Consider the following 26,920-nt stretch of genomic DNA (forward strand, 5'->3'; position numbering starts at 1 on the left):
CAGTACGATTGTATGACTCCGATGGTGATGAGTGTGTCGGCGGCCCGGAACTGAAGCGACGCGGAGGAACGATCCGCCGTCGACCCGGTCCGAGCCTTCGATAGTCAGCGAGTTCGATAGTCAGCGAGTTCGATAGTCAGCGATCTCGGACGCCCTGCGTGAATCCTGCACCGCTAAGTGGCCCCGCCACCGAGGACGTGGTAATGAACGGCAACCGCTTCGGTCGCCTCTTTCAGGTGACCACGTTCGGCGAGAGTCACGGAGAGGCGATGGGCTGTACGGTTTCGGGCTGTCCCGCCGGCCTCGAGCTATCGGCGGAGGACATCCAGGCGGACCTCGACCGTCGAAAGCCGGGGCAGTCGATGATCACGACCAGCCGCGGCGAACCCGACGCGGTCTCGATCAAGTCCGGGATTCAGGACGGCTACACGACCGGGACGCCGATCGGACTGGTCATCCAGAATAAGGACGCCCGCTCGGGCAAGTACGAGCCCTTCATCACCGCACCCCGACCGAGCCACGGTGACTTCACCTACTCGGCGAAGTTCGGGACGCGAAACTGGGGCGGCGGCGGCCGCTCGTCGGCTCGCGAGACGGTCAACTGGGTCGCCGCGGGAGCGATCGCGAAGAAACTGCTCGCTCAACAGGGGATCGAGCTCACGGCCCACGTCAACCAGATCGGCGACATCGAGGCCCCTGAGGTGGACTTCGAGGAGATCGTGGCGCACTCGGAGGAAAACGACGTCCGCTGTGCTCATCCGGAGACCGCCGAGCGGATGCAAGAACTGATCGCGGAGTACCAGGAGGAAGGCGACTCCATCGGCGGCAGCATCTACTTCGAGGCGCAGGGCGTCCCCGTCGGCCTCGGCGCGCCCCGCTTCGACTCGCTGTCCGCGCGACTGGGACAGGCGATGATGGCGGTGCCCGCCACGACGGCCTTCGAGTTCGGTCTCGGTACCGACGCGGCCGAGTGGACCGGCAAGGAGCGCAACGACGACTGGGAGTTCGACGGTGAGGGGAATCCAACGCCGGTCGAGAACGACCACGGCGGGATTCAGGGCGGCATCTCGAGCGGCGAGCCGATCTACGGCGAAGTGACGCTGCACGCGCCCACGTCGATCCCGAAGTCCCAGCAGACCGCGGACTGGGAGACCGGCGAACTCAAAGAGGAGAAAGTCATCGGCCGCCACGACCCCGTTCTCCCGCCACGAGGTGTCCCCGTCGTCGAGGCGATGCTCGCCCTGACCCTGGTGGACTTCATGCTGCTGTCGGGCCGGCTCAACCCCGACCGCGTCGACGATCAGCCCGGAGAGTACGACACTGACTATCACCCGAGCAGTCCGCGCAACGAGTAGCTCGCCGGTCGGGAAGCACGCACTCGATTCTGTTTCGTGGACGGAGACGGTATAGTGAGTCGATAGCAGACAAGAGAGAACCAATCGACGCTGTCTCCTTCCGATTCGTCAGACACCTACGGAAGGAAAGTACCTGATACACACGAATTGAACACGGAACGTTCTAGCAGATATTGGTCAGTGTCATTGAGTTGTGCGAAATACAGAGCGGGAATCTTGCATCCAATGACGGCAAAATGCCACAAGAATAGACATAGTTATACACCAATGTATATTTGTGTGCGGTGACGATGGGGAACTATGGGTGAAAAGAAGTACGGCATTGATGAGGTCGCTTTCATCGGTCGAACATTCATCGAATACCAACAGATGTTTGATTTCGACCCCGCTACGTGGGTCGGGCAACGTGTTCTCGACTGTCCTGCTGGCCCCTGTTCTTTCGTCGCGGAGGCCAACAATCACGGGATTGAGGCTATTGGTGTCGACAAGATGTATGATCGGTCGCCGGCCGCGTTGTCGAAAATTTGTGTTGAGGATATCGAGACGGCCATGGCTGCTCTCGATGGTGTCGAGGATCTCTACGTGTGGGAGTTCTATGATCGTGTCTCCGAGCTCAGAGCCTACCGTGAACGGGCAGCCTCCCGTTTCCTGTCTGATTTTGCTCACAACGGCGATCGATACATCTATGCAAATTTACCGGCGACCCCGTTTGCCGACCGAGCGTTTGATCTTGTCCTTTCGGCACACTTTTTGTTCCTCTATGACGACCGGTTGTCCGATGAGTTTCACCACGAAACGATCCGGGAGTTACACCGAATTAGCGGTCAACTCCGAGTGTTCCCGCTGCACGGCTTCGATGCCGACCAATCCGAACTCATTGTGGAACTCATCGAGAGTCTCCAGTCAGAGGGGTATTCCACAGACATCCGAGAGGTCCCATTCGAATTTCAGCGTGGTGCTAACAAGATGCTGGTCGTTGAGTAGGTGACGAAGCTCTCATTCGGGGCGCTAGTATCTGATATCGGCTGGAATGATGGACTAGTGGCCTCTAGTAGTTACTGCTGCATCCACGCTCTATAGTCAGCACGCTGTTTTTGCCAGCTATCGGAGAAGTAGAGAGCCGCTCCGGTAACGCCTTCGTCTGTACTGATCAGTGGAGTTCAAGAGAAAATACCGTGTCAGGTGGTGTCTCTGCACTGCAGAGACCCTACCCGACGGACCGGCTCGTTAGTATCCCAGCTGATCGCGGATCAGGACGACGGTCGTGCGACCCTCCTCGAGTTCCTGTCGGAAGATGAGTTCCTTGGCGATGGCCGAATCGACGCCGTAGGCCTCCTGTGCGCGTTCGTTCTCGAGGGGGTAGGCCACCGACTCGAGGCGCTCGAGCGCGTCGTCGAGCGTCGGGACGATCTTGTTCACGCCGCTGACGATCACGACGTTGCTCGCGGCGAAGGGGTACGCGCCGATCCGACTGCCCGAGCGGTCGGCCGCGACGAGTTCGCCGGTCTGGGAGATCGCGTTGATCCCGCCGAGGAAGTAGTCGGCGGTCTGTGACTCGCGACGGGCGGCCTGGCGCTTCGCGTCGTCGTCGATGCTCCAGATCTCGTCCGCCAGGCTTTCCCACTCGTGGTCGCCCTCGGAGAGGTAGTCGGCGAAGCCGATCTCCTCGAGCGTCGTCGAGTGACCGTTCATCACCGACGCGCCGGCGGGGATCTGCGACTGGATCGTTTCGAGCGCCTCCTCGGCCGAGTCGGCGACGACGACCTCGAAGCCGTTGGCCTCGAGGTTTTCCGCGGCCGTCTCGACGGCCTCCTCGGTCGGCAGTCCGTCGAGCGTCGCGTCGATCTCGGCGTCGTCTACGTAATCGGATTTCTGCTGTGACATCTACTAGTTCCGTACGTTTGTCTGGGGGAGAGACCGACTTAAGCGCTCGCGGATACCGGGGTTAGCTGATTACCCCGGTGTTACTCCGGTCAGCCGGCGACCGGTTCACGTCGTCCGACGGGACCGAAAACCACCGTCTCGCCGCTCGCGAACCCCGCGATTGGAACGCGTTCCGCGAGCAAAACGACTAACTCGTCGCCCGTGGTCGGCCACGTATGCGGGATTTTCACGTCCACTCGAACTACTCGGACGGCGACTTCCTCCGGTCGATGGTTCGAGCGGCCGAGTCGGCCGGCCTCGAGGGCGTCGGCTTCGCCGACCACTGTAACGTCGCCTCGCGCGAGCGCCACGCGTCGATGCGAAACGTCTACGGGTTCAATCTCGATCTGACCTACGAGCGCCGACGGCGGGGGATCGACCGCCTGCGTCAGGATTTCGACCTCGAGATCTACGACGCCATCGAGATGGATTACGATCCGCGCGACGAGGCGGCCATCGACGCGTTCCTCTCGGAGGCTGACTTCGACTACGCGATCGGAAGCGTCCACGACGTCGACGAGAACAACGTGCAGGTCGCGTCCCACTTCGCCGAGATGAGCGAGGCCGAGCGCGACGCGGTCGTCGACGAGTACTTCGAGACCCTGATTGCGCTCGTCGAGTCGGAACTGTTCGATATCGCGGCTCACGTGGATCTGCTCGAGCGAACGCCGCCGTTGCGGGGCCGGGCGACGACCGACCAGTATCGACGGGTGGCACAAGCGCTCGCCGATTCGCGGACGGTCCCGGAGATCAACGCCGGGCGAGCGCTCTCCGACGCCGAGATAGTCCACCCCGCCGAGTCCTTCCTGACGGTGCTTCGCGAACACGACATCGCCGTCACCCTCGGCACCGACTCCCACCACCCGACCGAAATACCCGAGCGCGCGGACTTCCTCGCCGCGTTCGTCGACGAGACAGGCCTCGAGCCGGTCACTCCCGACGGGATCGCGTCGACGCTGTAGAAACGCTTAGAAACGTGCGTAGAATTCAATGGTGAGAAACGGGAGACGTGTTCCATGAACAAATGTGAACAATCATGGCCGGAACTCGCGACAAAAGTAATGGTCTTTCACACATATTCTTCAATGGATGTCCATTCTTCACGAAAGTTCCTTGGTAATCTATAGCAAAGTCTTTAGGTTCGGTAGTGCGAATTCCGAGTACGGTTGGCCCACAGGCCACTGATCCACATATGAGCAGCGACGAACTCATCTGGCGAATCGCGGGCGGTTCCGGAGACGGAATCGACTCGACGAGCCAGAACTTTGCCAAGGCGCTGATGCGCTCGGGGCTCGACGTATTTACACACCGCCACTATCCGTCGCGGATCCGCGGTGGCCACACGTACGTCGAAATTCGGGCCGCAGACCGCGAGGTACAGTCACGCGGCGACGGCTACAACTTCCTGCTCTCGCTGGGGGACTCGTTCGCCCGCAACCCGCAGGAGGAGGCCTACTACGGAAACGAAGAGATCAAACCGCTCTCGGAGAACTTGGACGAACTCCGCGAGGGCGGGATCATCGTCTACGACGAGGGCCTCATCAGCGAGGAGGACGTCGAGGCGATCGATCTCGAGGCCCGCGCCGAGGAGAACAACTGGCACGTCTTCCCGATGGACCTCCGGTCGCTCGCACGCGAACACGGCCGCGAAGTCATGCGCAACACCGCCGGTGTCGGCGTCACGGCGGCGCTGCTCGACATGGATCTCGAGCACATCGAGAACCTGATGTCCGACGCCATGGGCGGCGACGTTCTCGAGGCGAACCTCGAGATTCTCCACGAGGCCTACGACACGATCAACGAGGAGTACGAGTTCGAGCACGACCTTCGCGCACCCGAGGGCTCTCACGAGACCGAGCAGGCGCTCCTGTCGGGCTCGAACGCGATCGCCTACGGCGCGATCGACGCCGGCTGTCGATTCATCGCCGGCTACCCGATGACGCCGTGGACGGACGTGTTCACGATCCTCGCCCAGAACTTCCCCGACATGGGCGGCGTCTCCGAACAGGTCGAAGACGAGATCGCCGCCGCGGCGCTCGCACTCGGTGCGAGCCACGCGGGCGCGAAGGCCATGTCCGGCTCCTCCGGCGGCGGCTTCGCGCTTATGAGCGAACCGCTCGGCTTGGCGGAGATGACCGAGACGCCGCTCGTCCTCGTCGAGTCGATGCGGGCCGGTCCCTCGACCGGGATGCCGACGAAGCCCGAGCAGGGCGACCTCGAGTTCGTCCTCTACACGAGCCAGGGCGACTCCTCGCGAGTCGTCTTCGCACCGAGCAACATCGAAGAGGCCTACGAACAGACCAGACTCGCGTTCGAGATCGCGTGGGACTACCAGCTTCCGGCGATCGTCATCTACGATCAGAAGCTCTCCGGCGAGAACAAGAACGTCGACGTCGAGTTCTTCGACCGCGAGCCCCAGCCGGATCTGGGATCGACGCTGACCGAAGACGAGCTCTCGGAAGCCGCCCACGACGCGAGCGGCAAGTTCAAGCGCTTCAACTACGAGGACGCCGAGAGCAACGTCGCCCCGCGGTCGCTGCCTGGCCAGAAGGACGGGCGCTACCTTGCGACCGGGAACGAGCACTCGCCAGTGGGCCACATTAGCGAGGATCCCGACAACCGCGTCGCACAGATGACGCGGCGCATCGAGAAACTCGAGACCATCCGGGAGGAACTCGACGAGGAACACGACTCCAACCAGACGTACTTCGGCGACGAGACGGCCGACTACGGCATCATCACGTGGGGCTCGTCCCACGGTGCCGTCAACGAGGCGGTCGACCGGCTCAACGAGAGCGGCCACTCCGTCAAGGGGGTCAGCGTCTCCGACATGATGCCGTTCCCCGAAGCCGAAGTCACGGCGTTCCTCGAGAGCGTCGACGAGGCGATGGTCGTCGAGATGAACGCCACCGCGCAGTTCCGCGGGCTGATCCAGAAGGAACTGGGCCGCTTCGGCGAGAAGATGACCAGCCTGCTGAAGTACAACGGCAACCCCTTCGAGCCCGCCGAAATCGTCGAGGGCTACGAAGTCAACCTCGCCGACGACGACCGCGAACCGACCGCACAGGTACGAATCGAACCTGCGGCAGGTGACTAACAATGAGTGCATTCAACGCAATCGGAGAGGAACGAGAGATCGACCGGGAAGAGTTCACCCCCGGCGTCGAACCCCAACCGACCTGGTGTCCGGGCTGTGGCGACTTCGGCGTCCTGAAGTCGCTGAAACAGGCGCTGCCGGAAGTCGGCAAGACGCCCGAAGAGGTCCTGACCGTCACCGGGATCGGCTGTTCGGGCAAACTGAGCAGTTATCTTGACACCTACGGCTTCCACACGATCCACGGCCGATCGCTGCCCGTGGCCCGCGCCGCGAAGCTGGCGAACACCGACCTCGAGGTCATCGCGGCGGGCGGTGACGGCGACGGCTATGGGATCGGCGGCAACCACTTCATCCACACGGCCCGGGAGAACCACGACATGACCTACATCGTGTTCAACAACGAGATCTTCGGCCTGACGAAGGGCCAGACCTCGCCCACGAGCCCGAAGGGTCACAAGTCCAAGACCCAGCCCTCGGGCAGCGCAAAGACGCCGATCCGACCGCTGTCACTGTCGCTGACCGCCGGTGCGAGCTACGTCGCCCGCACCGCCGCGGTCAACCCGAATCAGGCGAAGGAGATCATCGCGGAAGCCATCGAACACGACGGCTTCGCCCACGTCGACTTCCTGACCCAGTGTCCGACCTGGAACAAGGACGCTCGGCAGTACGTCCCCTACATCGACATCCAGGAGTCCGAGGACTACGACCACGACATCACCGACCGACGCGAGGCCGCCGAGATGATGCACGAGACCGAGGACGTCCTCAACGAGGGCACCGTCCTGACCGGTCGCTACTACGTCGACGAAGACCGGCCGTCCTACCAGGAAGAGAAGTCGGCCGTCGGCGAACTCCCCGACCAGCCCCTCGCCGAGCGCTACTTCGACGAAGACGCCGAGTGGGAGCGCAGCTACGATCTGCTCGAGCGCCACACCTGAGCGCACACCGAATTGCGGTCCGCTCCCATAGCCCGACAGTCGGGGGCCGTCTCGGTACCGACTGTCAGTCGCAGTCCCGTTTTTCAGGACGTTCCGTCGGCTAACAGCCGGTTTCGAGCGACTGCGCGACTCGGAGCGCCGTCCCGTCGTCGAACGCGTGACTGGCGAACACCGAGTGATAGCGCTCGCCACACGACCACTGTAGCTCCGTCCCCTGATCCGTTTCGGCGATCGTTCCCGTCACGCGCCCGATCGCAACCGCGTCACCGCCGACTGCGAACCGCCGCGGGCCGTCGCTCGTGACGACCGATACCGTTTCGTCGCCCGGCGTCCGGTACTGGAGCGACACCTGCGTCCGGTTCTCGCCGTGGAACTCATAGCCCGTAATCGAGTCGAGTTCGAGCCCGTCTGGCAGCGCGTCCGCGGGCGGCTCGGCGACATCGAACGGGACTGCTTCGTCGGCCGCGTCGACGGTCTCGTAGGAGTTGATCGACGGGAGCGTGATCGTTTCGTTTCTCGTCGCGGATTGCGGATCGAACGCGAAGCGCTCGTCGTCGATCCCGCCGTCGATCTCGAGGTTCCGATAGGTTCGCTCCAGCGTCACGCCGTCGCCCTCGATCGCGTGTTTGACCGGGAATAGCGTCTCCCGGTCGTACCAGACCTCGACGCGATCAGCGCCGCGCTGAGCGGGTTCTCCCTCGCTGGTCGCCAGCGGCAGGACGTATTCGGTGTCCTCGATAAGGACGCTGATCGAGCGCTCGATCGTCTCGTTGGTCGGCGGATCGAACGCGACGCGATAGGTGTCCCGGCCGTCGACCGTCGCCTCCTCGACGCCCGTGATCTCGTAGGCCTCGAGGTACCGCTCTTGCTGTGCGTAAATCCCCTCGAGGTACGACGTCGCGTTCGGATCGGTCTCGAGGCGAGTCGCCCAGTCGGCGGCGGGATCGTAGTGCCAGCGATCGTCGCCGTCGTCGACGACGACGGTCTCGGTCCCGTCGGCGCTCGTTTCGACGCGGCTCCGACCGTCGGCGCGGAGCCAGACGTCCTCGGTGTAGCGGGTCGTTTCGCCGTCGATCGTCCGGCGGACCTCGACCGTCGCGGAGACCTCCTCGGGCGGGTCGGCCGCGGCGATCTCTCGCTCGAGGTCCGCCGGAGTCGGGCCTGAACTCGGAAGGGCGGCGCATCCGGCCGTCAGGAGAACCAGTAGCAGCGCCAGCACGGGGAGCGCGGACCGATAGTCGCTATCGCCGACGAACATGTTTACTACGTCACCTGTCGCGTCTCATTAACGCATCGGTCCGGTCAACGGCGGGAGCGGGGTATCGGCGCTCACTACTCGCCGGCACCGAAGCCGCCGGCGAAGCGCTTCGAGAGGTAGCTCAGAACGAGCAAGGCGACGACCAGGCCGGCGAGTAGGTCGGGCTGGAATCCGTACCGCATCTCGCGAACGCCGTAAGCGACGACGAGGAGCCCCATGAGCAGCGCCGTTCCGCCGGCCCAGCGAGCGACGTGTGCGGGGTCGACCGACTCGTCGTAGTTCGCGTGCAGGTCCACTCGTCCGCGAAACGCGATGAGCGAACCGAGACCGAGAATCGCGAGCCCGCAGACGACCCAGACGGCACCGCTGACGAGATTCGGTTCGACCATATCGATAGCGAACCTGCGGCCAGCGGGCGAATAAGTCCGGCGGTTACGTGCCCGCGTAGATAATCGTCGGAACCACCGTCGCATCGTCTTCCGTTCGGATATTCGTCGTTTTCGTATACAAAAGATATTTTTCTGCCGGAGCAAAACATACAGCCATGAGTACTCAGGCGACGGAAGATCGTATCCTTGAGGTTCTCGAAGAGGACGCACAGGCGTCCTACGCCGAGATCGCTGACCGGGCGAACGTCTCGAAACCCACGGTGCGGAAGTATATCAACCAACTCGAGGAGGACGGCGTCATCATCGGCTACTCGGCCGACATCGACCCGAAGAAACTCTCGAGCCAGACCATCGCGCTGGTCGGGCTCGACGTCGCGAGCGAACGCTACGTCGAGGCGACGCAGGCGATCAAAGACCTCGAGGAGGTCGAGGCGCTGTACAGCTCCAGTGGCGATCACATGCTGATGGCGGAAGTGCGCGCCGAGGATGGCGACTCGCTGGGCGAGATTATCTCCGAGGATCTGCTCGAGATAGACGGCGTCACCGCGGCGCATCCCTCGTTTCTGCAGGAACGGTTGAAGTAGGTCGCTCGACTCTCGTCTCCGCCGTCGCCGTTCGTGGGACGAACGTTTTCCCGCTGGCCGTCGTAGGACGCACGAGCGATGCCGACGTACGAACGCGAAACGACTGTCGACTCACCATTTGATGACGTTTGGGCGTTTCACTCACAGGTGTCCGGCCTCGAGGCGGTGACGCCGGACTGGCTGGATCTGCGCGTCGAGCGCGTGATCGGCCCCGACGGCGAGCCGGATCCGAACGTGCTCGAGCCCGGTTCGGAAGTCGCACTTTCACTGCGCCCGTTCGGGGCGGGGCCGCGCCAGCACTGGACGTCTGTGATCACGGACCGCGAGCGAGACGAGGGTTCGGCGTACTTCCGCGACGAGATGGTCCACGGCCCGTTCGATCGGTGGGAGCACACGCACAGCTTCTTCGCCGACGGGGATCGGACCGTCGTCCGGGACCGAGTCGACTACGAGTTGCCGTTCGGTCGCCTCGGCGATGCGGTCGGACCGGTCTCGAAGCCGGGATTCGAAGCCATGTTTCGGGCCCGCCACCGACTGGCGAAAGCGCAACTCGAGTGAGGGCCACGCTCGCAGTCACCGGAGACGATGCGGTCGGATTCGACGCCCGAACCACGCCGGCTTTGATCGGCGGTCCCGTACTGGGGGTATGACTCAACGGGACGGACTCGAGCGTCGTCGGCTGCTAGGCGCGCTCGGGGTGGGCGTGGCCGCGTGCGCCGGGGGCTGTCTCGGCGACGACGGCTCCGAAGGCGACGGGAACGATGACTCCGAGGCGCAGGTGTACGAGCCGTCGATGGAAATCGAGTTCGACGGTGACGGCCCGTTCGATTTCGACGACGGGGAGCGCTGTGCTGTCTGTGGCATGACGGCGAAGGAATACTTCGGAACCGGGCAACTCGTCCACGAAAACGGGCTGGCGGCCGTCTTCGACTCGCCGGGCTGTCTGTTCGCGTACACGGTGTCGTCGACGCCCAACTCGCCGATCGCAGCTGCCTGGACGACCGATTACGAGACCCGGGATCTCATCGACGCGACCGCGGCGCACTTCGTGCTCATCACCGACAAGGAGGCCGCCGAGGATCCGATGGGGATCGATCCGCGTCCCTACGCCGAACGCGAGGACGCCGTCGCCTTCCTGGAGGAATGGGAGGCGGAGGACCTGACGCCCGAGGAGGACATCATCGTCGGACTCGAGGAGGTCGACATGGAAACCGCGGTGATCTATCGCGAGAGCCGACTTCCCGACGAGTAACACGTTGTCCTCCCATCGCCGACCTGATCAGTGCAAAACAATCACACACTCGAGACTGTCGGCGCGAACCGCCCGGTTACTTAGTAGCGTTCCGCTCGTGATACACCCCATATCATGACACGAAGTGGCACGATTCCGGTCACCGTCGTCAGCGGCTATCTCGGCGCGGGAAAGACGACGCTGATCAATCACGTGCTGTCGAATCCGGGCGGCCGACGGGTGGCAGTGATCGTCAACGACATGGGTGAGGTGAACGTCGATGCGGAGCTGATCGCACGAGAGAACGACGACGAGGGAATCGTGGACCTCTCGAACGGCTGTATCTGCTGTCGGTTACAGGGTGATCTCCTCGAGGAAGCGGCGCAACTGGCAGAGAACCGAGCGTTCGACTACCTGCTGGTCGAGTCGTCGGGGATTAGCGAACCGATTCCCGTCGCGCAGGTGTTCACGGAGGGGACAGACGAAAGCGACGTGGACCCGACGGCCCTGTTTCGGCTGGATACGATGGTGGCCGTCCTCGACACGTACGGCTTCTGGAAGGAGTTCGACGCCGGGGCCCAGCTACCGGAGGACGCCCAACCCGAGGAGGACCGACCCCTGAGCGAGGTCCTCGTCGAGGGAGTCGAGTTCTGCGACGTCCTGCTTCTCAACAAGGCCGATATGGTTCCCGACGGCGTCCTCGAGGAGATCGAAGCGGTCGTCGAGACCCTCCAGCCGCGGGCGAAACGGCTCCAAACGACCTACTGCGAGGTGGATCCGGACGTCATTCTCGACACCGGTCGGTTCGACTTCGAGACGGCGAAGCGCTCTCAGGGGTGGAAACGTCACCTGCGCGGGGAGGGCCACGACCACGAGGCGCACGATCACGACCCGGATCAAAGCGTCGCCGAACGACACGGCGTCTCCTCGTTCGTCTTCCGGTCCGACCGACCGTTCCACCCGGAGCGACTCGCGGCCTGGCTCGAGGACTGGGACGGATCGATCGTCCGCGCCAAGGGCGTCTGTCACGTCGCGAACCGCGAGGAGGTGATCGGCGTCAGTCAGGCCGGGCCGTCGGTCAGGGCCGGTCCGATCGGCGAGTGGCGACCGGACGACGACCGTCGGACGCAACTGGTGTTCATCGGTCGAGAAATGAACGCGGAGCGAATCCGCGAGGACCTCGAGGCGTCTCTGATCGAGGGTGACGACGCGGCGGAGACGGAAGCCGCGGCCGATCCGTTCCCGCTGTAGCTGTTACCCCGTCCCTACGACTCCAGTTGGTCACTGAGTTCCGCCCATGACTCGTGAAAGCCGTGCGTCGACTGATCCGTCGGCCGGTCGGGACGGGCGTCCTGATAGATATCGTCGTACTCGAGCAGCCGCGTCCAGCCGTCGTGTAGGGAGTAGCTGCAGTACTGGCACATACGGTCGACTACGCCGGTCGTCGCCATACCAGTTTTTCCGGTCGAGCGGCCGCTCTCACTCGAGTCGATCGCAGGCGCGGAGCGAACTCCCGGCGGTAGCGAACGCGGGTGATCGTCGGTCGGACCAGAAGGATTATGCCGACGTGAGAACGCGACGGTGAGCATGAACCGACGGGGCGGTTACGTCAGTAGCGCGACCGACAGGGTCGAACGGGAGTGCGATCGCTGCGAGTGGCGCGGGGCTGCGGGATCCTATCCGGAGCTGATCAAACGGTATCAGGATCACCTTCGCGACGAACACCCGACAGCGTGGCTGCGGAGCTAACGTCGGTTTCGCCGACGGATCGAAATCCTGCCCGGCCGGAACAGCTAGGGCTCGAGCAGGACCTTGGTGACGCCTTCCTCGCGTTCGTCGAACTTCTCGTACATCTCCTGCGCGCGCTCGAGGTCGACACGGTGGGAGACGACCCAGCTGGGATCGGCTCGTCCCTCAATGATCATGTCTCGAAGCTCCCGATTGTACTCCTTGACGTTACACTGGCCGGTGCCCAGCTTCAGTCCCTTCTCGAAGAGCTTTCCGAAGTCGATGCCGAGACGGCCCTGCGCCGCCATCTCGTCGGGCGCACCTGGGTCCGACGGGACGTACAGTCCCGGGATACCGAGTTCCCCGGTCGGGCGCACGGTCTGGATGAGTTGATTGAGCACGACCGCAGGGTTTTCGCGGGCCGGATCGTACGCGTCGTCGGTCGGATCCGTCTCGGGGTCGATCGCCTGATAGCCCACCGCGTCGACGCCGTTGTCGACGCCCCCGCCGTGCAAATCTTTGATCTGTTCGACGGGATCGCTCTCCTCGAAGTTGATCGCGCGGGCATCGCAGTGGTCCTCAGCTAGCTCGAGGCGGCTCTCGACGCGGTCGACGACGTAAATCTCGGAGGCTCCCTGAATCTTCGCGCTGTAGGCGGCCATCAGGCCGACGGGGCCGGCTCCGAAGATCGCGATCGACTCGCCGGGTTTGAGGTTCGCGAGCCGGGTGCCGTGCCACCCCGTCGGGAAGATGTCCGCGAGGAGTGCGAAGGAATCCTCGTGTTCGTCACCCGCCGGTAGCTTCAGCGCGTTGAAGTCGGCGTAGGGTACCCGGAGTTTCTCGGCCTGGCCGCCCTTGTACGGTCCCATCGCGACGTATCCGTACGCACCGCCGGCGAAGCCGGGATTGACGTTGGTACAGAATCCGGTATAGCCGTTCTCACAGTTCCGACAGAACCCGCAGGCCACGTTGAACGGCATCACGACCCGGTCGCCCTCCTCGAGCGACGTGACGGCGTCGCCGGTCTCGATCACGTTCCCCATGTTCTCGTGACCGAAGACGATCCCCGGGTCGGCCGCGGTTCGTCCCTCGTACATGTGGAGGTCCGAGCCACAGATACACGTGGTCGTGATGTCGACGATGATGTCGTTTTCGTGTTCGATCTCGGGTTCGTCAACCGCTTCGACGGCCACGTCGTGCGGTCCCTGGTAGACGACGGCGTCCATTGACATTTGCTATCAAGCCCCGGTGAACGGACCACAAGCTCCGTTGTAAATGTTCGTGCGAACACTACCATTACACATAAATACAACATTATCAGAGTGTAAATGGCTACATTAAGTGGAAAGTACAGGTGAGTATACAAGATATATGAATTTTTTCATAGAGGGTGTTTATAGCGCTCTAGAGTGTGGGAGAAACCCGCATGGTAGAGACAATACACCTCGAGACAGCGACGGAGGTCATCGACGCGGCCGAACAGCGAGCCGACGAGATCGACAATCCCATGGTGATAACGGTCGCGAACTCCGAGGGAAACCTCATCGCTCAACACCGGATGGACGGCGCGTGGCTCGCGTCGGTCGACATTTCGCGGAACAAGGCCTACACGGCGGCCGCCCTGGATATGCCGACGGACGAACTGGCCGATCCGACCCGTCCGGGCGAATCGCTGTACGGCCTGCAGAACACCAACCAGGGGCGGATGGTCATCTTCGGCGGCGGCTACCCATTGCTGCGAGACGGTGACGTCGTCGGGTCGATCGGCGTGAGCGGGGGAGCGGTCGAGCAGGACATGGACGTCGCGGAATCCGGCGTCGACAGATTCGACGAACTCTCTTCGTAACGTCCCGCCACGAGTTTTCGTCCATCCGTATCTGGCCGGACTATCGCGCCGAAATCGGACAGAGCTGGCTTCGCTGGTGACGCTCCGGACCCCTAGACAGTCTCCGAGGCCACTCGATCGAGGATCCGGTACTCCCGTCAAACCGCCTCATCGCGGCCGGCGGACCACCGTTGGAGCATCGTGGCCGACTGATCACTGTTGGAGTGTTCATTCGCGGTCGCATGATGCGTTCCGAGCGGTGCGATCCGCGTCAGTTCCATCGATTTGAAACGGGACCACACCGAAGAAAAATGATCGCCGAACGGCGGAAGGGTTTCAGTCGCCGGTCGTTTCGCCGTTCCCTCCGCTGACGGTAATCTCACCGAGCGCATCGAGTTGCGATTGGTCGAGATAGATGGCCATCTCTTCTTTGGCGACGAACTCGACGCTCTGGGTCGCACCTTCGTCGGCGGTGAAGTCCGACCGGACGTACGTGTCCCACTGGTTCGTCTCACCGTTGCTTGCGATCGCGAAGTTGTGGCCGGGGAGGGGTTCGTAGTGTCTGTTTTCTCCCTCGGGCTGGTGGCGGCCGATCGCGTTCTCCCACTCGACCGCGTAGGTTTCACCCGCCTCGAGTTCGAGCGTCGGGTTCGTCTCATCGGCGATCGAGTCGGGCGATTGGCCGACCCACTGGCCCTCCTCGAGTCGCATCGAGTAGGTCTCGGTCGGCTCGCCGGGTTCGATGGGTGATAGCGTCGCGACGAACTCTCTGTCGCTGCCATCGATCGTCACCGTATCCGTGATCCGTTCGTGGCCGTAGGTCCAGATTTCGATGTCGTACTCGCCGTCCTCGAGCAGGTCGAAGCGGGCCATCGCCTGCTCGTCCGACGCCTCCTCGGGCGGGGTCGGCCGAGCGGCGATGTTCGAGAACGAGTGTCGGTCGCCGACGAGCACCTCCGCGCCGAGCGGCTCGCCGCTCTCGTCCTCGACATGGATCACCAGTTCGTGAGTCTCGTCCGGGCTGATCAGTTCGACCGGACCGCGCATCTGGGCCGGATGCGGCGCACAGAAGTACTCCTCCATCTCCTCCTGCGGGGTGAACTCGAGGGAGGTGGTCGCTCCCTGTTCGGAGACCGTCTCCGTCGACTCAAGTATCTCGCCGTCGTCGCCGACGGCGCTGCCGCTGGTGATGTTGAAGTTGTGGGTCGCGCCGTCGCCGTTCGTCCAGATGATTTCGTGCTGTTCGCCTTCGATCAATCGCAGCGTCGGGTTCGAGACGGCGTCGACGTCGTGGGGTGCGACCCCCATCCAGCCGCCGACGATCCCGAGTAACTGAAAGGTGCGGCCCTCGCCGTCGTTCTGGGTAGCGGGCAACGTGACATCGAGGTCGCGATACGCACCTGCGCGACCCGCGGTCGCCACCGCTCCGGCGATCGTCGCCGTTCCCTTCAGCACGCCGCGACGGGAAACGTCCACGCGTGAGCGTTGTTCGTTCGTCATGGTGTGTCGTGTATCAGTCGGATTCGATTGTCTGTCTGGTCAGCCGTCCATCGAGAACACGGCGAGGGTGTCGCCGCGCGGGCCCTGCCGGAGCCAGCCGCTGCCGCCGACCTGCACGGCGACGTACTGTTTCTCTTCGCCGGGGTCGTACCAGCTCATCGGCGAGGCACTGATCGGCACGTCGAACTCGTGTTCCCAGAGGCGCTCGCCGCTCTCGCCGTCGTAGGCGACGAAGGTGCCGTTCTGGGTCCCGTTGAAGACGAGTCCGGTCGCGGTCGACAGCGATCCGCCCCACATGTACCGTTCTTCCTCGCTCTCGATCCACTCGCGCCAGACGCGCTCGCCCGTCGCCGGATCGACCGCCGCGAAGGCGGTGATCGACTCGTTCCACTCGTCGGGGAACTCGCTGGCCGGATCGTCGAGGTTGCCGCCCCAGTAGGGGTTGCCCTCGCTGAACTCCTCGTAGCGCCAGTAGAGGTCCTGCGGATAGTTCTGGTGGATGACGTACACCAGCCCCGTTTCGGGGTTGTACGACGGTGGCTGCCAGTCGTTGCCGCCCGGCGCACCGGGGACGAACGGGATCCGTTCGTCCTCGCTAATGTGAGGGATCATCTCCCACATATTGATATGCTGGCAGATTTCCTCGCTACGCTCGTGGAGTTGGCCGGACTCGGCGTCCAGCATGTAAACCCAGCCGGTCTTGTCCGAGCCAGCGACGATGTCCATCGACTCGCCCTCGACGTCCACGTCGCGTACCAACACTCGCGGCGCGACCGCGTCGTAGTCCCAGACGTCGTGCGGACTGCTCTGGAACCCCCACTCCCACTCTCCGCTCTCGAGGTCCAGCGAGATGGTTCCGCAGGTGGGGAAGTTCGGTCCCGGCCGCACCGTGCCGTCGAAGTCGGGACCGGGATTCGCGACTGCTGTGTAGAGAACGCCCCTCTCCTCGTCGATCGTCGGCGTCATCCAGGTCGTCCCACAGCCGTGCTCTCGACTCGCGCCGACCCACTCGTCTTCCGGGAGCGTCTCGGTCTGCCACTGCATTTCGCCGCTCTCCGCATCGAGTGCGGCGACGAACCCGAGCACGCCGTACTCGCCGCCGGCGCTACCCGTGTACAGCGTCCCGTCACGGATCACCGGTGCCCACGTCGCTGAGTACCCCTCCTCGTGGTCGGCCGTGCTCGTGTGCCAGACCTCCTCACCGGTGTAGCGATCCAGCGCGACGACGCCCGAGTCGAGCGTCGTCATGTACACCTTGTCGCCGAGAACGGCCGCTCCGCGGTTGTTGTCGTCACAACAGAGTTCGACGCCGATCGGCGGCGCGTACGTGTAACTCCAGAGGACCTCCCCCTCGCGGGGATCGATCGCCTTCATGTGATTCGGTCCGTTGGTCTGGTACATCACCGGCGGGTCCCCCGGAACGACGATTGGCGTTCCCTCCATGCTCGAGCCCGTCCCGACCGACAGCTCGTACTCGAGCTCGAGGTCGGAGACGTTCTCGGGGGTGATGACGTCGGCGGGCGTGGCCCGGTGCTGTTCGTAGTTCCCGCCGTACATGAGCCACGACTCCGGATCGTCCCCGGTGTTGCTCAGCATCTCCTGGTCGACGTCGACCTCGGGGATTCGGTCGGTGTCATGCTGTTCGGTGACCGCCTCCTCGGGGCCTCCGACCAAGGTATAGCCGTCTTCGATCTCTTGCAGTTCGATATCGCGTGCGGCCTGAACGGCCCTGTCGTTGCGTAGTGCCATGCGGAATCACCTCAGTTCGCTCGGAGCGCGCATGTCGTCTCTGATGTAGAAGACGCTGTGCAGCAGTTCCTCCTGGCTGACGATCTGGACGGCCGAACCCGCGGTGAGTGCGGCGGTCAGCTGCTCGTCCGTGAACTGCCCGTCCCCGGCGAGGTCGCACGCAGCGGTCGCCGTCACGAACAGTCCGCCCAGCATCGCCTTGACGTACCTGACCGCGTCGTCGAGGATCTCATCGGTGATCATCACCTCGTTCTGCCAGAGGTGTCTGTCGAGCCCGCGGATCCACAGCAGCGCCCCGCCCATCGCGCGCTGGTGGAGCGGCGGGACGGTTTCCGTCTCGAACTCGACGCCGTCCGGAATCTGGTTCGACGGGACCCAGTGGGCGAGGCGCTCGTCGTTGTTCGCTACGTCGAGCAACAGCGCCGTCTTCTCCGACTCGTCGAATCCGACGTCGTCGAGCGACGACGACAGAGGGTCCGCGAGGAGGAGTTCGCGCGCCGTGGTCTCGATGTGGTCCGCCGTGAACCGCGGCAGATTCTCGTCGAGACTCTCGAAGAAGTTCACCTCGAGGAGATGGTCGTACAGTCGCCAGCCGGGTGCTGCGACGTCCGTATACAGTCCGCTCGGTTCGTCCGGGACGCCGACATCGCGGACGTCCGGTAAACGGCGGATTTCGTCCGCGATGTTCTCCCGTTCTCGCTCGAGCAGTTCGCGATCGAGTCGCCCGGCGAGATCGGCCCGGATTGCTTCGCCTCGAGAGGCGAACGCCGAGTCGGACCGCGGTTCGATCTGTCCGGCGAGTAGCTCCCACGTTACCGTCCCGTCCCCTGGGGTATCGACGCCGAGAGCCGTCGCCAGATCGCGTTGTTCCGCGACCGTCATATCTGACGCAGTGGATATTTGTGTCATGATACCACGCCACAAAGAACTCCATTACGTATTTTGATAATGCTTATCAAAGAATTCCGGATCGCTACGGCCTGTCTAAATGAGAGTGAGGCTGCAATAGATAAAGTTGCGGACAGAGTCGATTTCGGTCCGTTCGACCCTCGTCGCAGGCGGCGACCAACCCGTAGAGCGGACGGAGTCCGGTACGGTGTCGATTACGGCCTGTAGCGGTCGCCTTCCCGAAAGTGACCGCCGCCCGTCACATACGATCGGGACAGCGAATCGGTATCGCCACCGAGCACGGTCCCCGACGCGATGACGGCAGCAGTTTTTCACCGTCCGGCGCGTACCGAGCGACAGTGGAGACCGGTGATCGACCTTCCCGATGTTCTCGCGCGACTCGAGCAGCCCGCGTACACCGGTGAAAACCGGTGTCTCCCGTGTACGGCGATCAACGTTGTCATCGCGATTACGCTCGCGGTCGGGATCGGTGTCGCGACCACCGCACCCGTCGGCGCGCTCGCGCTCACCGTCTTTCTGGGACTCATCCGCCTCCGTGGCTACCTCGTTCCGGGCACCCCGACGATCACCCGACGGTATTTTCCGGATCGCCTTCTCGCCGTGTTCGGCAAATCCCCGTCGGACGCCCTGACGGTCGAGACGGTCTCGCCCGACGCCCTCGAAACCGTTCTGACCGACACCACCGTCGCGACTGAACACGGGGACGAGATCCGACTGGAACCGTCCTTTCAGCGGCAGTGGAACGAGCGACTACCGCGCGACGGCGCTCCCGAACCGCGTTCGGACGACGTGCGGTCGATGCTCGGCGCGGACGAAATCAGGCAACTCGGCGACGCGTCGTACGTTCTCGACGGTCGAACACAGGTCCGATGGGAGTCGACCGCGGCGCTCGCGGCGGACGTGGCCGCGGCGGCCGAACTCCGAACCCGACTCGAGGGATGGGACGCGCTCGCGGTCGACGAGCGTCGCGACCTCCTGACGGGACTGCGAGTGCTTCGAGACCGCTGTCCGGCCTGTGACAGTGGGGTGACGACGACGGCCGAACGCCTCGAGCACTGCTGTCGGCGGCCCCGCGTCGGGATTCGATCGGTCTGCGAGACGTGTGATCGGCCGCTGGTCGAGGTCGTCGTCACCGAGTCGAGCGCCGACCCGTGGCTCGAGTTGGCCGGGGTGACGGTCGCGGACGACTCGGCGTCCACCCTCTAGGAACCGAACCGCGTAATACGGCCGTCTCAGTCGTCCCCGGCCGCCGGATCCGCGGTTTCGCCGAGAGGTTCGATATCGACGTCGATCTCCGCGGCGGCGGCTTTGTATTCGGGAATCTTCGAGCGCTCGTCGAGCACGTGGTTCGTGAGCTTGTTCGCCGAGGCGGCCGCGAAGTGCGGCGTCGTCCAGACGACCCCCTCTTTGGTGTCTTCTGTCACGTGGGCCTCGAGCGTGATCTCGCCCCGTCTCGAGTGCAGACGGACGTACTCGCCGTCCTCGATGCCGTAGCGCTCGGCGTCGGTCGGATGCACGTCGACGAAGTTCTCCGGAGTCTGCTTGTTGAGCGTCGGCGATCGCGTGCTCATCGTCCCGGTGTTGTAGTGTTCCTCGAGGCGCGCGGTCGTGAGGATCAGCGGGTACTCGTCGTCGGGCGTCTCGGCCGGCGGCTGGTGGGCGACACCCTCGATCCGGCCGAGGCCGCTCTCGGTGTCGAACTCGTGTTCGTAGAGGAACGGATCCCCCTCGTCACCGGGCTCGTAGCACGGCCAGTGCAGTCCCTCCTCGCCCAGCAGATCGTAGGTCATCCCGTGATAGCTCGGACAGACCTGCCGGAGCTCCTCGAAGACCGCCTCGGGGTCGTCGAAGCCGAACAGGTCGTCGCCATCATCGAACAGCCGCGTCCCGACCTCGCTTACGATCTCGAGGTCGTGTTTCGTGTTCTCGTGGACCTTCCCGACGCCGCGCATCCGCTGGACGCGCCGGTCAGTGTTGGTGACGGTGCCGCCGCGTTCGGCCCAGGTAGTGGCGGGGAGGATGACGTCGGCGTACTCCGCGGTTTCGGTCGGGAAGATGTCTTGGACGACCGTGAACTCGAGGTCTTCGAGCCGGTCGGCGACGTTGTTAGCGTCGGGTTCGCTCATCACGGGGTTCTCGCCCATGACGTAGAGGCCCTTGATCGAGTCACCGGCCTCGTAGGAGATTTCGACGTTCGTCAGCCCGGGCTCGGCCGGAATCTCGAAGCCCCAGACCTCCTCGACGGACTCGCGGGCCTCGTCGTCGTCGACTAGCTGGTAGCCCGGCAGGACGTTCGGCATCGCACCGACGTCGCAGGTCCCCTGGACGTTGTTCTGGCCGCGAAGCGGGTTGACGCCCGTGCCGGGTCGCCCGAGGTTACCCGTGATCAGCGCGAGATTGATCTCGTTTTGCACGTTATCGACGCCGCAAGCGTGCTGGCTCATCCCCATCCCGGTGAAAATGGCCGCGTTGTCGGCTTCGGCGTACTTCTCGGCCGCGAGTTCGATCGCCTCGAGGTCGACGCCACACTCCTCTGCCGCTGCTTGCTTGTCGAAATCCTCGAGGGTCTCTTTCAGGTGGTCGAACCCCTCGGTGCGCTCCTCGATGAACTCCTCGTCGATCCAACCGTCCTCGGGGTGGTCCTCGTGGTGCTCGAGGATCTTCGTGAGGACGATATTGAGAAGCGGGATGTCAGTGCCGGGATTCAACTGGAGGTGCTGGTGACGGTCGGTGTCGTCGATCTGGAACGATCGCGTCGTCTTGTTCGCGTGCGGGTCGACCTGAATGACGGTCGCCCCCTCGAGGACGGCCTGCCGGAAGTACTGGCTGTTGGCGATCGGATGTTGCTCGCCGGGGTTCGCCCCCTGAATCCAGAACACGTCGGCCTCCTCGCGGAGGTCGCGCATGCTGTTGGTCATCGCGCCCGCGCCCAGACTCGTCCGGAGCGCCCAGACCGTCGAGGCGTGACACATCCGCGTGCAGTTGTCGACGTTGTTGGTGCCATACCGGCGAGCCAGCTTCTGGAGGAGGTAGTTCTCCTCGTTCATCACCTTCGAGGAGCCGAAAAAGCCCATCGCGTCCGGGCCGTACTCGTCGCGAATCCGCTCGAGTTCGCCGACGATGTACTCGTAGGCCTCCTCCCAGGAGGCCTCGCGGAACTCCCCCTCTTCTTTGATCAGCGGGTCGGTGAGTCGGTCCTCGTGGTCGACCACCTCCGTCGCCGCGCCGCCTTTAATGCAGATGCGCCCCTCGTTAACCGGGGCGTCACCCCACGGCATGAACTGGACGTCGCCGGGCTCCTCGCCGGGCTGTACCATGATTCCACACCCGACGCCACAGTACGGACAGATCGTCTTGACTGGCTCTTGCTGATCACTGGACATTGGATAGCCTCCAGGTGTCGCACCCGTTAGACGCATCTCACTATCCGAGTGTGCATGAGGCTTTCTACCATGCAGGCGGTAAGTTGGAGCGAGCGACGGATCAACCGGGAGTACTCGACGGGGAAACGCTAACGGTCACGCGTGCGAAACCGTCACGCGATGGAGCTCACGCGGTCGCTCGTGGAATCCCAGGCGCGCGAGTATCGAGAGCGAGAGCCCCTGTACGCCGTCGAGGAAGAGAACCTCGAGACGCTCCCGGCAGCGTTCGAGTCGGGCGAGTACGGCCGGCGGGACGCGGCCTGGGTCGTCAGGTGGTACTACCGGCGATTTCTCGGCGGCTACCCCGACGCCGAGCGACGGGACGCAGAAGATCGATTCTGGAGCAACGACTTCGAAACCGTCAGAGACGCCATCGCCGACGCCGTCGATGCTATCGACGCAGGCGGCTCGGACGATGCCGCCGCGGGGATCGACTCGCTGACCGCCCTCGAGGCCGTCGACGTCCCCGTCGCCTCGGCGTTTTGCATGTTTATCGACCCAGCGAAGTACGTCGTCGTCGGTCCTCGCGAGTGGTCAACGCTCCGGGACGCGGACGAACTCTCTCACTCGTATCCGGATCCGCCGTCGGTTCCGCAGTACGAGACCTACCTCGAGCGCTGTCGCTCGCTCGCCGACCGCTTCGACTGCGATCTGTGGACGCTGTATCGGGCGCTCTGGCGGCTCTCGGACTGATCGACACCGTTCGATTCGACCCGGACCGCGACCTGACCCTTTTGCCATCGCTGGACGAACGGTCGACTATGTCCCTCGAGAGCGGACGAGACGAGCGCACGGCTATCATCCTCGCGGGCGGTCACTCGACCCGCTTCGGCGAGGCGGACAAGGCCGTCGCCGACCTCGCCGGGACGCCGATGATCCGCCGCGTCGTCGATCGCCTCGACCCCGTGGTCGACGAAATCGTCGTCAACTGCCGGGACGAGCAGGTGACGGCGATCCGCTCGGTCCTCGAGGGGGGACCGGAGTTCTCGTTCGCGGTCGACCCGATCCCCGACCGCGGGCCAATGGCGGGCATCATGACTGGGCTTCGCGACGCGAGCGGAGAGTACGCCGCCGTCGTCGCCTGTGACATGCCCTTCGTCGAGCCAGCCCTCGTCGACCACCTCTTCGACCGGGCGGCCGGCCACGAGGCCGCGGTGCCGCGGCTCGAGGACCAGTGGTTTCAGACCACCCAGGCCGTCTATCGCGCCGGGCCGATGGCCGAAGCCTGCGAGCGCGCCCTCGAGCGCGACGAGCGCAGAGTCGTCGAGCCCCTGCTGGACCTCGACTACATCGTCGTCGACGAGGACGAGGTACGCGAGTACGCGCCGCTCGAGACGTTCGAGAACGTCAACACACGCGAGGAGTTCGAGGCGGCGCTCGAGCGACTCAAGGAGGACGGCGCGTGACGCCAAGTACGTCTGACTGCTCACTGCTCGAGGACAATCAGACCCCCGCGCGATCGGAATGCGCGGATCGGATCGGTTCGGTACACCGCGATTCCAACCGGGCCAACTGATGAGTCCACTGTGATGGAACACAGCGGTCGTTCTCGTGGATACTGAATCACCGTGTCAGCGAAGGATTACGTCCGGCCCTACTCGACCTGAACGGTCCCGAGCATCCCGGAACTCTCGTGGGGGATACAGTAGTAGTGGTACGTGCCGGGCACCTCGAACGTCCGTTCGTACTCGGAAGTCGGTTCGATGAGACCCGCTGTCAGGGTATTTCTCGCGGCGCGCTCGGACTCGAAGCCGCCGCTCGCGAAGTACGTGGCACCGTCCGGAAGCTCGGCTTCGGAAGCGGTGACCGTGTGATCGACGTCGCTCGTGTTCTTCCAGGTCACGGTCCGTCCGGGTGCTATCGTCGTCGCCTCCGGATCGAACCCGAACCCGCCGGTCATCGTGACGGTCCGATCGGTCGACGACCGACTCTGCAGACACCCGGCGGTCCCGATCGTCGCGAGTGCGGTACCGCCGAGACGGAGGATCGCCCGCCGATCAGCGCGGTTGAATGGCATGAATACGAGTATTGAAGCGTGGCCGTCTCAGATCGCCACGAAGATATCGGTCGCGTACATCACGGCGAAGCCGATCAGGAAGGCCAGCAGATTCGTCGCACTGCCGACGCGTCCACCCGCGTCACGAACCATCCGTGTGATCTCCCAGACGACCTGCAGGATCGCACCAACACCGATCGCGAGGAAGAACGCACCGACCGTCGGCGAGTAGGCGAGGCTCCCGATCCATCCGCCGAGGATGACCGGTGCGCCGGCGAGGAGACCGAGCGCCACGAAGTGCCACCAGGCCGGGCGCTCGTCACGCGCGACCGGCGCAACGACCGCCGGACCTTCCGTCACGTTGTGGAGCATGAACCCGATGACGAGGAACGCGCCGAGCGAGACGCGACCGAGCGCGAACGAACTCCCGATGGCGAGTCCCTCCGCGAGGTTGTGGAGGCCGATGCCAAGCGCCACCAGATACGCGACCCAGAGACCGCCGCCCGCTCGACCGTCGCCGGCGGCGCGTCCCTCCCGCCACGAACTGATCGATTGCACGAGTAACAGTGCGCCGAGAACCCCGGAGACGACCAGGAGGTTGCCCTCGTAAGCCCCCGGGATTCGCTCGGCGAGTTCGAACGCCTCGAATCCGGCGTCGAACGCGAGGAACGCGAGCACACCGGTGGCAAACAGGAGAACGGCGTGCAAGGTCCGGTCGCTCATCGTCCGGATGTATGGGAACCAGAGCATGCCGAGCGCGACGGGAATCACCCCGACGAACAGTCCGATAAGCGCCAGCGTCCACAGGACGTCAGCGCCGAAGCCGGGACTCTGCTGGGGCGCTTCGATACCGTGACTGACCGTCGCGCCGTCCGAGAGCACGAGATCGACCTCGAGGTCCCAGCCCGGATTCCAGTGATACGGAACGACGACGCGCGCGCTTTCTCGCGGCTCGAGCGTCCGATCACCGCCGGCGCCCTCGACGCGGAAGTTCCAGTAGGCCTCGTCGACGAGGACCTGCGAGATCGTTACTTCCTCCGGGCCGTTGTTCGTGACGTGCAAGACGACGGTGTCATCGCTCGGCAGCGTGGAGTGAGTGACCGTCACGTCGGGGAGCGGTTCACCACCCTGTATCCCTGCGAGGGGAGAGGTGAACACGAACGCGCCCAGGACGAGGACGAGCAATACGATCGGGAGCACCGCAGTGACCCATCGCGGGACGCCGAGCGGCTGCCCGACCTCGGTTTCGGCCGGTAGGCCTCCGTCCGTCGTGGTATCCCGCCGTTCGTCCGCCATTTAGACCACCTCGAAGAAGCTCATCCAGCCGAGTTCGGCGAACTCCGACTGATGAGCGTGGAACATGTACAGCCCCGGCTCGTGATCGGAGTAGTCGAGTTCGATGATACCTCGCTGGGCCTGCGTCTGCATGACCGTGTCGACGGTCTGGCGCGTCGGTAGCAACGTCGTCCCGTGGTCGTAGTAATCGAAGAACTGCGAGTGGGTATGGAAAGAGTTGACAAGGTCGAACTCCGTCGCGTTCACGAGATACACTCGCTGCCGTTCGTTCTTGTCGATCCGGATGGGGCGTTTCGTCTCGCCAGCCGTCCAGTCGCCGTTCCCGTCGGTCTCGCCGACGCCGTATGCGAAGGCCCGCGTATTCGCAGCGTAGACCTCGTTTCCGCCGTCGAAGTTGGTATCGAACGAGTTCATCACGATCACCAACTCGTTGACGGCGTCGTTCTCGGCGTACTCGTGGTTGCGCGTCTTGGCCTCGTCGACCAGATCGTCGACCATCGCGTCGGTGATCTGACTCGGATGGTCCGTCACGTAATCGGCAGGGTTCTCCCTGACCCGTTCGGGATCCGGATCGACGATCATCGCGCCGTAAAGGCCACGGTGAATGTGCTCTTTCAACGGCAGCGAGTGGCAGTGATAGAAGTGCACGCCGGCGGGCTGTGCGATCCACTCGTAGGTGTACGACTCGCCGGTCTCGAGCACGCCGGGTCCGTTCTGGGGAATGCCGTCCATTTCGGGGTCGAGATTCTTCAGGTGCGGGTGAATCGTGTGGGCGTGTCGCCCGAAGTTTTCGAACGTGACCCGAATGAGATCACCCTCGACGGCGCGGATCGTCGGCCCCGGTACCTGCCCGTTGAACGCCCAGGCTTCGAACTCGATGCCCGGCGCGATCGTAATCGTCGTATCGACTGCGGTGAACTCGAACTCCCGAACGGTTCGGCCGTTCTCCTCGTAGATTCGTTGTGGGACGGCGTCCTGACCGCTCTCGCCCGTGTTGAACGTTCTCAGGAACTCGTGGGGATCGAAAGTCGAATCGCGGTACTCGTCGACGGCACCGAACGTCCCGTGTTCGTCCTCGTCGTGGCCGGAATCGGCACCCGCTCGCGTACTCCCGATCCCGACCGCAGCACTCCCGGCGACCCCGAGCCCGCCGAGCACCGTTCGTCGGCTGACGTCCGGTTTCTCCCCGACCGCTTCGACGAGTCGTTCCTCAAGCTGTGCTGTAACTTCAGCTGCGCTGGTATAATCTAGTGATGGCATGGTCTCGATTCCGATCTGGGTACTCGTCCGTTCACGTTCGGGTGTTAGTCGACCCCCTATATGAATTTGACGCGTCTAAATTTAGATCATGTCTAATCAAAATATCTAACGAGTCAATCGGTAAACGGGAAGTCGCGGATGCCGTGCCTGACTGGACAGTTCGGTCAATATACCGCCACTGGAAGTTTCTTGCGCATTCGTCCCGTGGTAACTGAAAATATTATTCGACCACGGATTCTTCTGGCGACAGTCGCTTCGATCGATGCAACCGTGGTATCAATCCCTCGTAATTAAATTAGATATGTCTAATTCTTTGGTTCGAACTGGGTTCTCGCTCGACGGCAGGTGGGAAATCAGTATCAATTCGTACTCGAATCGGACCTGTCGAAAGACCGGCTCGTCCGTTCCTCGTGAGAGATTCCGTCGTACCCCATTTTCGACCAGAGAACGCGAGTACAGT

General features: G+C 63.6%; 26 protein-coding genes. 14 read left to right on the forward strand and 12 right to left on the reverse strand.

Annotated features, from left to right (window positions below; genetic code table 11):
- Positions 1–203 precede the first annotated feature (203 nt).
- Positions 204–1,355 (forward strand): chorismate synthase, encoded by a 1,152-nt coding sequence (gene aroC, locus CP556_RS02050; protein WP_098724104.1) that lies wholly within the window; start codon positions 204–206, stop codon positions 1,353–1,355.
- 300 nt (positions 1,356–1,655) lie between these two features.
- Complete coding sequence (locus CP556_RS02055) at positions 1,656–2,339, forward strand: class I SAM-dependent methyltransferase (protein WP_098724105.1); 684 nt, start codon at positions 1,656–1,658, stop codon at positions 2,337–2,339.
- A gap of 243 nt (positions 2,340–2,582) precedes the next feature.
- Here the strand turns inward: CP556_RS02055 and CP556_RS02060 are convergent, their stop codons facing one another.
- Positions 2,583–3,239, reverse strand: coding sequence for a lactate utilization protein (locus CP556_RS02060; protein WP_098724106.1), 657 nt, complete (start codon positions 3,237–3,239; stop codon positions 2,583–2,585).
- Positions 3,240–3,454: 215 nt separating this feature from the next.
- Between CP556_RS02060 and CP556_RS02065 the strand changes: the two genes are divergently transcribed.
- The 3 genes from CP556_RS02065 to CP556_RS02075 all read left to right on the forward strand — a co-directional run bounded on the left by CP556_RS02065 (position 3,455) and on the right by CP556_RS02075 (position 7,313).
- Complete coding sequence (locus CP556_RS02065; RefSeq protein WP_098724107.1) at positions 3,455–4,240, forward strand: PHP domain-containing protein; 786 nt, start codon at positions 3,455–3,457, stop codon at positions 4,238–4,240.
- Between the two features lie 230 nt (positions 4,241–4,470).
- Positions 4,471–6,375 carry a 2-oxoacid:acceptor oxidoreductase subunit alpha gene (locus CP556_RS02070; protein WP_098724108.1) on the forward strand — a complete coding sequence of 635 codons (1,905 nt, stop codon included), beginning with the start codon at positions 4,471–4,473 and terminating at the stop codon, positions 6,373–6,375.
- 2 nt (positions 6,376–6,377) lie between these two features.
- A complete protein-coding gene (locus tag CP556_RS02075) occupies positions 6,378–7,313 on the forward strand; it encodes a thiamine pyrophosphate-dependent enzyme (RefSeq protein WP_098724109.1) in 936 nt (311 codons plus the stop codon).
- Positions 7,314–7,413: 100 nt separating this feature from the next.
- On the opposite strand, the gene CP556_RS02080 is transcribed toward CP556_RS02075, so the two are convergent.
- Positions 7,414–8,571, reverse strand: coding sequence for a LolA family protein (locus tag CP556_RS02080; protein ID WP_098724110.1), 1,158 nt, complete (start codon positions 8,569–8,571; stop codon positions 7,414–7,416).
- A gap of 74 nt (positions 8,572–8,645) precedes the next feature.
- Positions 8,646–8,960, reverse strand: coding sequence for a hypothetical protein (locus CP556_RS02085; RefSeq protein ID WP_098724111.1), 315 nt, complete (start codon positions 8,958–8,960; stop codon positions 8,646–8,648).
- Between the two features lie 155 nt (positions 8,961–9,115).
- Here CP556_RS02085 and lrpA1 point away from each other — a divergent pair, with 155 nt between their 5' ends.
- The 4 genes from lrpA1 to CP556_RS02105 all read left to right on the forward strand — a co-directional run bounded on the left by lrpA1 (position 9,116) and on the right by CP556_RS02105 (position 12,026).
- Positions 9,116–9,544 carry an HTH-type transcriptional regulator LrpA1 gene (gene lrpA1, locus CP556_RS02090; protein WP_098724112.1) on the forward strand — a complete coding sequence of 143 codons (429 nt, stop codon included), beginning with the start codon at positions 9,116–9,118 and terminating at the stop codon, positions 9,542–9,544.
- A 78-nt stretch (positions 9,545–9,622) separates the two neighbouring features.
- Positions 9,623–10,102, forward strand: coding sequence for an SRPBCC family protein (locus CP556_RS02095; RefSeq protein ID WP_098724113.1), 480 nt, complete (start codon positions 9,623–9,625; stop codon positions 10,100–10,102).
- An 88-nt stretch (positions 10,103–10,190) separates the two neighbouring features.
- A complete protein-coding gene (locus CP556_RS02100; RefSeq protein WP_098724114.1) occupies positions 10,191–10,796 on the forward strand; it encodes a nitrous oxide reductase accessory protein NosL in 606 nt (201 codons plus the stop codon).
- Positions 10,797–10,910: 114 nt separating this feature from the next.
- Entirely contained in the window at positions 10,911–12,026 is a 1,116-nt protein-coding gene (locus tag CP556_RS02105; protein ID WP_098724115.1) for a CobW family GTP-binding protein, read from the forward strand.
- 14 nt (positions 12,027–12,040) lie between these two features.
- Here CP556_RS02105 and CP556_RS25745 read toward each other — a convergent pair whose 3' ends face one another.
- Positions 12,041–12,199, reverse strand: coding sequence for a hypothetical protein (locus CP556_RS25745; protein ID WP_176548099.1), 159 nt, complete (start codon positions 12,197–12,199; stop codon positions 12,041–12,043).
- A 163-nt stretch (positions 12,200–12,362) separates the two neighbouring features.
- On the opposite strand from CP556_RS25745, the gene CP556_RS25750 reads away from it, so the two are divergent.
- Positions 12,363–12,524, forward strand: coding sequence for a hypothetical protein (locus CP556_RS25750; protein WP_176548068.1), 162 nt, complete (start codon positions 12,363–12,365; stop codon positions 12,522–12,524).
- A gap of 44 nt (positions 12,525–12,568) precedes the next feature.
- Here CP556_RS25750 and CP556_RS02115 read toward each other — a convergent pair whose 3' ends face one another.
- The gene (locus tag CP556_RS02115) at positions 12,569–13,729 is read right to left on the reverse strand and encodes a glutathione-independent formaldehyde dehydrogenase (RefSeq protein ID WP_098724117.1); all 1,161 of its coding nucleotides are present in this window, start codon (positions 13,727–13,729) and stop codon (positions 12,569–12,571) included.
- 200 nt (positions 13,730–13,929) lie between these two features.
- Between CP556_RS02115 and CP556_RS02120 the strand changes: the two genes are divergently transcribed.
- Positions 13,930–14,349, forward strand: coding sequence for a GlcG/HbpS family heme-binding protein (locus CP556_RS02120; RefSeq protein ID WP_098724118.1), 420 nt, complete (start codon positions 13,930–13,932; stop codon positions 14,347–14,349).
- Between the two features lie 315 nt (positions 14,350–14,664).
- Here CP556_RS02120 and CP556_RS02125 read toward each other — a convergent pair whose 3' ends face one another.
- From CP556_RS02125 to CP556_RS02135, 3 genes are read right to left on the reverse strand one after another with little or no spacing between them, the layout of a single operon-like run.
- On the reverse strand, positions 14,665–15,828 hold the full coding sequence (locus CP556_RS02125) for a plastocyanin/azurin family copper-binding protein (RefSeq protein WP_098724119.1): 1,164 nt from the start codon (positions 15,826–15,828) through the stop codon (positions 14,665–14,667).
- Between the two features lie 39 nt (positions 15,829–15,867).
- On the reverse strand, positions 15,868–17,577 hold the full coding sequence (locus tag CP556_RS02130) for a pyrroloquinoline quinone-dependent dehydrogenase (RefSeq protein ID WP_098724120.1): 1,710 nt from the start codon (positions 17,575–17,577) through the stop codon (positions 15,868–15,870).
- A gap of 6 nt (positions 17,578–17,583) precedes the next feature.
- Positions 17,584–18,459, reverse strand: a complete 876-nt coding sequence (locus CP556_RS02135) for a hypothetical protein (RefSeq protein ID WP_098724121.1) — start codon at positions 18,457–18,459, stop codon at positions 17,584–17,586.
- A gap of 375 nt (positions 18,460–18,834) precedes the next feature.
- Here CP556_RS02135 and CP556_RS02140 point away from each other — a divergent pair, with 375 nt between their 5' ends.
- A complete protein-coding gene (locus CP556_RS02140) occupies positions 18,835–19,692 on the forward strand; it encodes a DUF8054 domain-containing protein (protein ID WP_098724122.1) in 858 nt (285 codons plus the stop codon).
- Between the two features lie 26 nt (positions 19,693–19,718).
- On the opposite strand, the gene fdhF is transcribed toward CP556_RS02140, so the two are convergent.
- Positions 19,719–21,869: a formate dehydrogenase subunit alpha gene (fdhF, locus tag CP556_RS02145; RefSeq protein WP_098724123.1), complete on the reverse strand. Its 2,151-nt coding sequence runs from the start codon at positions 21,867–21,869 to the stop codon at positions 19,719–19,721.
- A gap of 159 nt (positions 21,870–22,028) precedes the next feature.
- On the opposite strand from fdhF, the gene CP556_RS02150 reads away from it, so the two are divergent.
- Positions 22,029–22,601 (forward strand): hypothetical protein, encoded by a 573-nt coding sequence (locus tag CP556_RS02150; protein ID WP_098724124.1) that lies wholly within the window; start codon positions 22,029–22,031, stop codon positions 22,599–22,601.
- A gap of 68 nt (positions 22,602–22,669) precedes the next feature.
- Positions 22,670–23,314 carry a molybdenum cofactor guanylyltransferase gene (locus CP556_RS02155; RefSeq protein ID WP_098727247.1) on the forward strand — a complete coding sequence of 215 codons (645 nt, stop codon included), beginning with the start codon at positions 22,670–22,672 and terminating at the stop codon, positions 23,312–23,314.
- A 188-nt stretch (positions 23,315–23,502) separates the two neighbouring features.
- On the opposite strand, the gene CP556_RS02160 is transcribed toward CP556_RS02155, so the two are convergent.
- The 3 genes from CP556_RS02160 to CP556_RS02170 are packed head-to-tail and all read right to left on the reverse strand — an operon-like array spanning position 23,503 to position 26,460.
- The gene (locus CP556_RS02160) at positions 23,503–23,925 is read right to left on the reverse strand and encodes a plastocyanin/azurin family copper-binding protein (RefSeq protein WP_098724125.1); all 423 of its coding nucleotides are present in this window, start codon (positions 23,923–23,925) and stop codon (positions 23,503–23,505) included.
- A 27-nt stretch (positions 23,926–23,952) separates the two neighbouring features.
- Positions 23,953–25,200 (reverse strand): ZIP family metal transporter, encoded by a 1,248-nt coding sequence (locus CP556_RS02165; protein WP_098724126.1) that lies wholly within the window; start codon positions 25,198–25,200, stop codon positions 23,953–23,955.
- Complete coding sequence (locus tag CP556_RS02170) at positions 25,201–26,460, reverse strand: multicopper oxidase domain-containing protein (RefSeq protein ID WP_098724127.1); 1,260 nt, start codon at positions 26,458–26,460, stop codon at positions 25,201–25,203.
- Between the last annotated feature and the right edge of the window lie 460 nt (positions 26,461–26,920).

Source organism: Natrinema sp. CBA1119 (genome assembly GCF_002572525.1).
Lineage (GTDB): Archaea > Halobacteriota > Halobacteria > Halobacteriales > Natrialbaceae > Natrinema.

Coding starts and splice junctions, on each gene's coding strand:
- CP556_RS25745 (WP_176548099.1), bottom strand. CDS start 12,199: ATGTGCCAGTACTGCAGCTACTCCCTACACGACGGCTGGACGCGGCTG.
- CP556_RS02065 (WP_098724107.1), top strand. CDS start 3,455: ATGCGGGATTTTCACGTCCACTCGAACTACTCGGACGGCGACTTCCTC.
- CP556_RS02135 (WP_098724121.1), bottom strand. CDS start 18,459: ATGACGGTCGCGGAACAACGCGATCTGGCGACGGCTCTCGGCGTCGAT.
- CP556_RS02085 (WP_098724111.1), bottom strand. CDS start 8,960: ATGGTCGAACCGAATCTCGTCAGCGGTGCCGTCTGGGTCGTCTGCGGG.
- CP556_RS02155 (WP_098727247.1), top strand. CDS start 22,670: ATGTCCCTCGAGAGCGGACGAGACGAGCGCACGGCTATCATCCTCGCG.
- CP556_RS02165 (WP_098724126.1), bottom strand. CDS start 25,200: ATGGCGGACGAACGGCGGGATACCACGACGGACGGAGGCCTACCGGCC.
- CP556_RS02055 (WP_098724105.1), top strand. CDS start 1,656: ATGGGTGAAAAGAAGTACGGCATTGATGAGGTCGCTTTCATCGGTCGA.
- CP556_RS02160 (WP_098724125.1), bottom strand. CDS start 23,925: ATGCCATTCAACCGCGCTGATCGGCGGGCGATCCTCCGTCTCGGCGGT.
- CP556_RS02080 (WP_098724110.1), bottom strand. CDS start 8,571: ATGTTCGTCGGCGATAGCGACTATCGGTCCGCGCTCCCCGTGCTGGCG.
- CP556_RS02125 (WP_098724119.1), bottom strand. CDS start 15,828: ATGACGAACGAACAACGCTCACGCGTGGACGTTTCCCGTCGCGGCGTG.
- CP556_RS02130 (WP_098724120.1), bottom strand. CDS start 17,577: ATGGCACTACGCAACGACAGGGCCGTTCAGGCCGCACGCGATATCGAA.
- CP556_RS25750 (WP_176548068.1), top strand. CDS start 12,363: ATGAACCGACGGGGCGGTTACGTCAGTAGCGCGACCGACAGGGTCGAA.
- lrpA1 (WP_098724112.1), top strand. CDS start 9,116: ATGAGTACTCAGGCGACGGAAGATCGTATCCTTGAGGTTCTCGAAGAG.
- CP556_RS02120 (WP_098724118.1), top strand. CDS start 13,930: ATGGTAGAGACAATACACCTCGAGACAGCGACGGAGGTCATCGACGCG.
- CP556_RS02170 (WP_098724127.1), bottom strand. CDS start 26,460: ATGCCATCACTAGATTATACCAGCGCAGCTGAAGTTACAGCACAGCTT.
- CP556_RS02060 (WP_098724106.1), bottom strand. CDS start 3,239: ATGTCACAGCAGAAATCCGATTACGTAGACGACGCCGAGATCGACGCG.
- CP556_RS02105 (WP_098724115.1), top strand. CDS start 10,911: ATGACACGAAGTGGCACGATTCCGGTCACCGTCGTCAGCGGCTATCTC.
- CP556_RS02100 (WP_098724114.1), top strand. CDS start 10,191: ATGACTCAACGGGACGGACTCGAGCGTCGTCGGCTGCTAGGCGCGCTC.
- fdhF (WP_098724123.1), bottom strand. CDS start 21,869: ATGTCCAGTGATCAGCAAGAGCCAGTCAAGACGATCTGTCCGTACTGT.
- CP556_RS02150 (WP_098724124.1), top strand. CDS start 22,029: ATGGAGCTCACGCGGTCGCTCGTGGAATCCCAGGCGCGCGAGTATCGA.
- aroC (WP_098724104.1), top strand. CDS start 204: ATGAACGGCAACCGCTTCGGTCGCCTCTTTCAGGTGACCACGTTCGGC.
- CP556_RS02115 (WP_098724117.1), bottom strand. CDS start 13,729: ATGGACGCCGTCGTCTACCAGGGACCGCACGACGTGGCCGTCGAAGCG.
- CP556_RS02075 (WP_098724109.1), top strand. CDS start 6,378: ATGAGTGCATTCAACGCAATCGGAGAGGAACGAGAGATCGACCGGGAA.
- CP556_RS02095 (WP_098724113.1), top strand. CDS start 9,623: ATGCCGACGTACGAACGCGAAACGACTGTCGACTCACCATTTGATGAC.
- CP556_RS02070 (WP_098724108.1), top strand. CDS start 4,471: ATGAGCAGCGACGAACTCATCTGGCGAATCGCGGGCGGTTCCGGAGAC.